The organism is Pseudomonas sp. CCNWLW23 (assembly GCF_037095675.1).
GTDB classification, from domain to species: domain Bacteria; phylum Pseudomonadota; class Gammaproteobacteria; order Pseudomonadales; family Pseudomonadaceae; genus Aquipseudomonas; species Aquipseudomonas atacamensis.
Genome location: NZ_JBAWKM010000013.1, coordinates 161,263 through 167,883, shown reverse-complemented (window position 1 = coordinate 167,883; position 6,621 = coordinate 161,263). Strand labels below are relative to the sequence as shown.

5 protein-coding genes are annotated in these 6,621 nt (G+C 61.9%); 2 read left to right on the top strand and 3 right to left on the bottom strand.

Annotation, left to right across the window (positions count from 1 at the left end; translation table 11 throughout):
- Positions 1–943: cyanide-forming glycine dehydrogenase subunit HcnC (hcnC, locus tag V8J63_RS17770; RefSeq protein ID WP_336464422.1), on the top strand; the 943-nt coding region annotated here is incomplete at its 5' end.
- 189 nt (positions 944–1,132) lie between these two features.
- Here hcnC and V8J63_RS17765 read toward each other — a convergent pair.
- Complete coding sequence (locus V8J63_RS17765) at positions 1,133–2,941, bottom strand: monovalent cation:proton antiporter-2 (CPA2) family protein (RefSeq protein WP_336464421.1); 1,809 nt, start codon at positions 2,939–2,941, stop codon at positions 1,133–1,135.
- Between the two features lie 249 nt (positions 2,942–3,190).
- Here V8J63_RS17765 and V8J63_RS17760 point away from each other — a divergent pair, with 249 nt between their 5' ends.
- Positions 3,191–4,105, top strand: a complete 915-nt coding sequence (locus tag V8J63_RS17760) for a LysR family transcriptional regulator (RefSeq protein ID WP_024013369.1) — start codon at positions 3,191–3,193, stop codon at positions 4,103–4,105.
- Here the strand turns inward: V8J63_RS17760 and V8J63_RS17755 are convergent.
- The gene (locus V8J63_RS17755; RefSeq protein ID WP_122703829.1) at positions 4,095–4,865 is read right to left on the bottom strand and encodes a substrate-binding domain-containing protein; all 771 of its coding nucleotides are present in this window, start codon (positions 4,863–4,865) and stop codon (positions 4,095–4,097) included. The genes V8J63_RS17760 and V8J63_RS17755 overlap by 11 nt on opposite strands.
- A 12-nt stretch (positions 4,866–4,877) precedes the next feature.
- On the bottom strand, positions 4,878–6,170 hold the full coding sequence (locus tag V8J63_RS17750; RefSeq protein WP_016775219.1) for an MFS transporter: 1,293 nt from the start codon (positions 6,168–6,170) through the stop codon (positions 4,878–4,880).
- Positions 6,171–6,621: the final 451 nt, after the last annotated feature.

Below are 6,621 nucleotides of genomic sequence, written 5' to 3'. Positions count from 1 at the left end.
GTACCCGGCGCTGCATCGCGAGCTGAAAGACAACCACGGCATGGATTGCAAGTTCGAAAAGACCGGATTGAAATTCGTGATCTATGACGACGAAGATCGGCTCTACGCCGAGCACATCGTCGGCTGCATTCCGCATCTGGCCGATCAGGTGCGCTGGCTCGATCAAGCGGCGTTGCGCGCGGCCGAACCGAGTGTCAGCCATGAGGCGCGCGGGGCGCTGGAGTTTCTCTGCGATCATCAGGTCAGTCCGTTCCGCCTCGCCGATGCCTACATGGAAGGCGCGCGGCAGAACGGCGTCGACATCTTCGTCAACACCAACGTCACCGGCGTGTTGCATCACGGCACTCGTGTGACCGGCGTGCAGACGGCAGAAGCGGGCGTGTTTCACTGCAAGACGCTGATCAACGCCGCCGGTGCCTGGGCGGCGGATTTGAGCGAGTGGGCGACGGGTAGCCGCATTCCGGTGAAACCGGTGAAAGGGCAGATCCTGCTGACCGAGCGCATGCCGAAAATCCTCAACGGCTGCCTGACTACCAGCGATTGCTACGTGGCGCAGAAGGACAACGGCGAAATCCTTATCGGCAGCACCACCGAGGACAAAGGCTTCGACGTCACCACCACCTACCCGGAAATCGCCGGGCTGGTGCAGGGCGCGGTGCGCTGTCTGCCGAAGCTTGTGGACGTCAACCTCAAGCGCACCTGGGCGGGACTGCGTCCTGGGTCGCCGGATGAGTTGCCGATCCTCGGGCCGATGCGTGGGGTGGAGGGTTATCTGAATGCTTGCGGGCACTTCCGCACCGGCATTCTGACGTCGGCGATTACCGGTGTGCTGCTGGATAAACTGGTGAATGACGAGCCGCTGCCGCTGGATATCACGCCGTTTCTGGCGGATCGGTTTGCAGTCACAGCCGTCGAGCCAGCACCCGCGCTGGAACTGGCCTGATTCTCTCCCACATGATCGTTCCCACGCTCTGCGTGGGAATGCCTCAAGGGACGCTCCGCGTTCCAGCTCGGGAAGTGGAACGCGGAGCGTCCCGGGCTGTGTTACCACGCGGAGCGTGGGAACAATCAAACTGACACGACGCTTTCGCGAGCAGGCTCGCTCCCACAGTTGGATCTGCGAAAGGCACGATCAGAATTTGCGGGCTTCCTCTTCGAGCTGATCCGATTCAAACAATTTGGCCAGTTCCGCCCGGGCTTCCTGGGCGGTCTGCAGGACTTTGGCGGCGTCGTCGTAGACGGCGTGTTGCGCCTCCAGCACCTGTTCGTCGTGATGCTTGAAACGCTTGATCCGCGCCTCGGCCTGGGCTTGGGTCAGACCGAGGCCGACCAGCGTGCGCCGGCTCATTTCCAGGCTCGAATAATAGGTCTCACGAATCGCTTCCGCGCCGACATCCACCAGGCGATGCACGTGCTGACGGTTACGCGCGCGGGCGATGATTTTCATGTGCGGATAGTGCTTGTGCACCACTTCGGCAGTCTTGATGTTGGTCTCCGGATCGTCCGTGGCAATGACGAAATATTCCGCCTCGCCAACCTTCGCCGCGTGAAGGATTTCCGGGCGCATCGGGTCGCCATAGAACACCGGCACACCGCCGAAGCTGCGCGACAGTTCGATGGTTTCCACCGAGGTGTCCAGCGCAACGAACTTGATGTTCTGCGCGCGCAGAATCCGCGCCACGATCTGGCCCATCCGGCCCATGCCGGCAATCACCACGCGCGGTGCTTCGGTGTCGATTTCGCGGAATTTCTCCGGCACTTCCACCGGCTGCACTTTCGGGCTGACCAGACGCGCGCAGATCAACAGCAACAACGGCGTCAGCGCCATCGACAGGGTGATGGTCAGCACCAGCAGGTCGTACAGACGCGGTTCGAACAGGCCCTGATCGCGGCCGATCTTGAACACCACAAACGCGAACTCACCGCCGGCAGCGAGGACGATGCCGAGGCGGATTGCGCTGATCTTGTTCAATCCTCCTGCCAGACGTCCGACGACGAACAGCAGCGGTAATTTCAGACCGATCAGCAGCAGAGTCAGGCCCAATACAGTGATCGGCGCGCTCAACAACAGGCTGAGATTGGCGCCCATGCCGACGCTGATGAAAAACAGCCCGAGCAGCAGGCCCTTGAACGGTTCGATCTGCGCTTCCAGCTCATGCCGGTATTCCGAATCCGCCAGCAGCAGACCAGCGAGAAACGCACCCAACGCCATCGACACGCCGACCAGATCCATCAGCCACGCCGTGCCGATCACCACCAGCAACGCGGTGGCGGTGGACACTTCCGGCAGCCCGGTTTTCGCCACCACGCGGAACACCGGACGCAGCAGATACCGCCCGCCGATCACCACCACGGCAATGCCGCCGAGCACCTGCAAGCTGTGACGAATATCGTCGGCGGTGCTGGTGTGGTGATCGACGCCGGCGAGCATCGGCACCAAGGCAATCAGCGGAATCGCGGCGATGTCCTGGAACAGCAGAATCGCAAACGCCAGGCGCCCGTGGGGGCTGGTCAGTTCCTTGCGTTCGGCGAGGCTTTGCAGGCCGAACGCCGTGGAGGAGAGCGCCAGACCGAGGCCCAGCACAATGGCGCTGTTCAGCGGCTGGCCGAACACCGACAGCGCCAGCACGCCGATCACCGATGCGGTCAACAGCACCTGCGCCAGACCGACGCCGAACACCGATTTGCGCATCACCCACAAGCGGCGCGGCGACAGCTCCAGGCCGATGATGAACAGCAGCAACACCACGCCCAGCTCGGAGATATGCGCAACGCTTTGCGGATTGCCGATCAGGCCGAGCACCGACGGGCCGATGATCACCCCGGCAAACAGATAACCGAGCACCGCGCCCAGTTGCAGACGTTTGGCCAAAGGCACGGTGAGCACTGCCGCGAACAGAAACACGACAGCGGCTTGCAACAGATTGCCTTCATGGGGCATTGGAACGACTCCTGACTGCGGGTACGGCGGGGCGACAAGGATAAGGGTTACGCGGTCTCCAGACCATTCGAGATCCAATGTGGGAGCGAGCCTGCTCGCGAATGCGCTGGGTCAGTCACCTATGCATTGACTAATGCTCCGCATTCGCGAGCAGGCTCGCTCCCACAAGGGCAGCTTTCATCAGGTCTGTAATAATTTGCATCAACTGGTTACATTTATAACCCCTGCGCATCAATTTCCGGAAACGCCATGGCCATCAACTTCGACCTCAACGACCTGCAAGCCTTTCGCGCGGTGGTCGAGCAGGGCAGTTTTCGCAAGGCTGCCGACACCGTGCGCCTGTCGCAACCGGCGCTCAGCCGGCGCATCGAAAAGCTCGAAGACGCCCTCGGCGTGAAACTGTTCGAGCGCACCACGCGCAAGGTCAGCCTGACCCAGGCCGGGCGCGGCTTCATGCCCAGCGTCGAGCGCTTGCTGGATGACCTCGACATTGCCTTGCTCGGCATCAGCGAAGTCGCCTCGACCCGACTGGGCCATGTCACCGTCGCCTGCGTGCCGTCGGCGGCGTACTACTTCATGCCCCGCGTGGTCGCGCGCTATCACCAGCAGTTTCCACGGATCAAGGTCAAAGTCCTCGATTCCAGCGCCCACGATGTGTTGAGTGCGGTGGTCAATGGCGAGGCGGATTTCGGTCTGAGTTTTCTCGGCACGCAGGATGCCAAAGTCGAGTTCGAACCGCTTGTGCAGGAGTGCTACGTTGTTGCCTGTCGTCGCGATCATCCGCTGGCCGGGCGCAGCAGCGTCAGTTGGGACGAGTTCTATCAGCAGGATTACATCGCGCTGGACAAGACCTCGGGCAATCGCTTTCTGCTCGATCAGGCCTTGGGCGGGGTGGTGCCGCAGCGTCAGAGCATCTGCGAGACGCGGCATGTGACGACGATGATCGGCTTGGTGGAGGCGGGGCTGGGCGTGGCAGCGGTGCCGTTGATGGCGATGCCCGGGCCGGATCATCCGATCCTGACGCGGGTGCCACTGATTGAGCCGCAGGTGATGCGCAGTGTCGGCATCATCAAGCGCCGGGATCGCACGTTGACCCCGGCGGCACTGGAACTGGAGCGGCTGGTCGTGGAAATGCGCGTCCAGCCGCCAATGATCAACGCTTGACCGAATCCAGCCCGGTGGCCTGCACGTCAGCCTGAGCGGCCGGTGCAGCGAGGTAGGCGAGCAGGGCTTTGGCCTCTTCTGGATGCTCGGCCTTGACCGGAATGCCAGCGGCAAAACGCGTCACCGACTGCACCGATTCCGGAATCTTCGCGACGAAGCTCACGCCCGGCACCGGCAGCAACTCGCTGACCTGCTGGAAGCCCAGCTGATAGTCGCCAGTGGCAACCACCGAGCCGACCGGGATCCTGGCGATCATCTTGGCTTTCGGTTTCAACTGATCTTCGATGCCGAGTTTCTTGAACAGCTGCTGCTCGATGTACACGCCGCTGGCGCTGTCGGAGTAGGCCACCGACTGCGCATCAAGCAGGGTTTTCTTCAGGCCATCGACGCTGCTGATGTCCGGTTTCGCCGCGCCTTCACGCACCACCATGCCGATACGCGAATCCGCCAGTTCAACGCGGGAGGCCGGGTCGACCTTGCCTTGTTTGATCAGCTCATCGAGGGCGTAACCGACCATGATCACCACGTCGGCGTGCTCACCGCGTGCCAGACGATTGGGAATCGCTTCCGGCGCCTTGCCCATCGACGGGCCGAGGCTGGTGGTCAGGGTGTTACCGGTGGCGGCGGCGAATTTCGGCCCGAGGATCTTGTAGGCGGCAGTGAAACCACCGGAGGTCATCACGCTGAGTTCTTCGGCCTGGGCCGCGACGTTGAAGGCGAGACCGGCGAGCAGGGCGGTGACAGTAAAAAGTTTTTTCATGGCGAGTTTTCCTCAGGCCGCGACAGGTTGCAGACGACCACCGGCACGGCGGTACAGATAAAGCGTGGCGCACAGCGCGCACAGGGCACCGATGCTCATCCAGTAACCTGGCGCGGCTTTGTCGCCGGTGTACTGGATCAGGAAGGTCGACATCGCCGGGGTGAAACCGCCGAAGATCGCCGTGGCCAGGCTGTAGGCCAGGGAGAAACCGGCGACGCGCACTTCCACCGGCATGATTTCGGTCAGCGCCGGAATCATCGCGCCGTTGTACAAGCCGTAAATGAAGGACAACCACAGCAGCGACAGCAGCATGTTGGTGAAGCTCGGCGCCTGCACCAGGAACGACAGCGCTGGATAAGTCGTGGCCAGCGCCAGCAGGGCCATGCCTATCAGCACTGGGCGACGACCGATACGGTCGGACAACGCGCCGCCAATCGGCAGCCAGAAGAAGTTCGACACACCCACCAGCAGCGTCACCAGCAGCGCGTCGGAAGTGCTCAGGTGCAGCACGGTTTTACCGAAGGTCGGCGCGTACACGGTGATCAGGTAGAACGCGGTGGTGGTCAGCGCGACCATCAGCATTCCGCCGAGCACTACGCCCCAGTTCTGGCCGAGGGTGCGGAATACTTCGCGCATGCTCGGGCGATGTTTACGCGCGGCGAACTCTTCGGTTTCCGCCAGATTACGACGCAGGAAGAAGATGAACGGGACGATCATGCAGCCGACGAAAAACGGAATGCGCCAGCCCCAGGCGGCTACGGCTTGCGGTTCCATCCACTGGTTCAGACCGTAGCCCAGCGCGGCAGCAACGATGATCGCCACTTGCTGGCTGGCCGACTGCCAAGCGGTGAAAAACCCTTTGCGGCCCGGCGTAGCGATTTCGGACAGATACACCGAGACACCACCGAGTTCCGCGCCGGCCGAGAAGCCTTGCAGCAATCGCCCGATCAGTACCAGCGCCGGGGCGAACAGGCCTATGGTTTCGTATCCGGGCACCAGCACAATCAATATCGTGCCGCTGGCCATGATCGACAGGGTGACGATCAGACCTTTGCGCCGGCCGACGTCATCGATGTAGGCGCCGAGCACGATGGCGCCGAGCGGACGCATCAGGAAGCCTGCGCCGAATACTGCGAAAGTCATCATCAGGGAGGCGAACTCGCTGCTCGCCGGGAAGAACACCGCCGCGATCTGCGTGGCGTAGAAGCCGAACAGAAAGAAGTCGAACTGTTCGAGGAAGTTGCCCGAGGTCACCCGGAAGATGGCACCGGCCCGCGAGCCGTTGGTAGGGATTGAGGCTGTCATTGAAAAGTACTCCACCGCTTTTATGACGTGCGCTACGGAGAAGCGGCGCACGGTTTTTATTGAGGTGGATGGTGGCGCAGATGTAACAATCTGTTAATTGCATTGTTGGCATGGATTGATGCGTGGGGCGGATCAATGGCTTCAGTGCTTGGCGCATTTGTGGGAGCGGGCCGGCTCGCGAAGGCTTTCCGTCAGATGGCAACGATGGCGGATGTGCCGGCGTATTCGCGAGCAGGCTCGCTCCCACAGGGGATCGGTGGTGATCAGAGAATCAGCGTCCGCCAAGACTTGTGGGAGTGGAGCTCAGGTCAAAAACTGTGGTGTAACACCAACCCTGTGGGAGCTGCGGTGCGACGATTCGAGTTGCCAGCGATGGCGGTCTGATGGACAAGGCCTCTTACGGCCACCTCCGGCAAAAAACAAGGAATGTTTCCCGCGCCACGCAGTCGGA

Excerpts from the sequence above, each read along its gene's own strand:
- V8J63_RS17765 (WP_336464421.1), bottom strand. The coding sequence starts at position 2,941 with ATGCCCCATGAAGGCAATCTGTTGCAAGCCGCTGTCGTGTTTCTGTTC.
- V8J63_RS17760 (WP_024013369.1), top strand. The coding sequence starts at position 3,191 with ATGGCCATCAACTTCGACCTCAACGACCTGCAAGCCTTTCGCGCGGTG.
- V8J63_RS17755 (WP_122703829.1), bottom strand. The coding sequence starts at position 4,865 with ATGAAAAAACTTTTTACTGTCACCGCCCTGCTCGCCGGTCTCGCCTTC.
- V8J63_RS17750 (WP_016775219.1), bottom strand. The coding sequence starts at position 6,170 with ATGACAGCCTCAATCCCTACCAACGGCTCGCGGGCCGGTGCCATCTTC.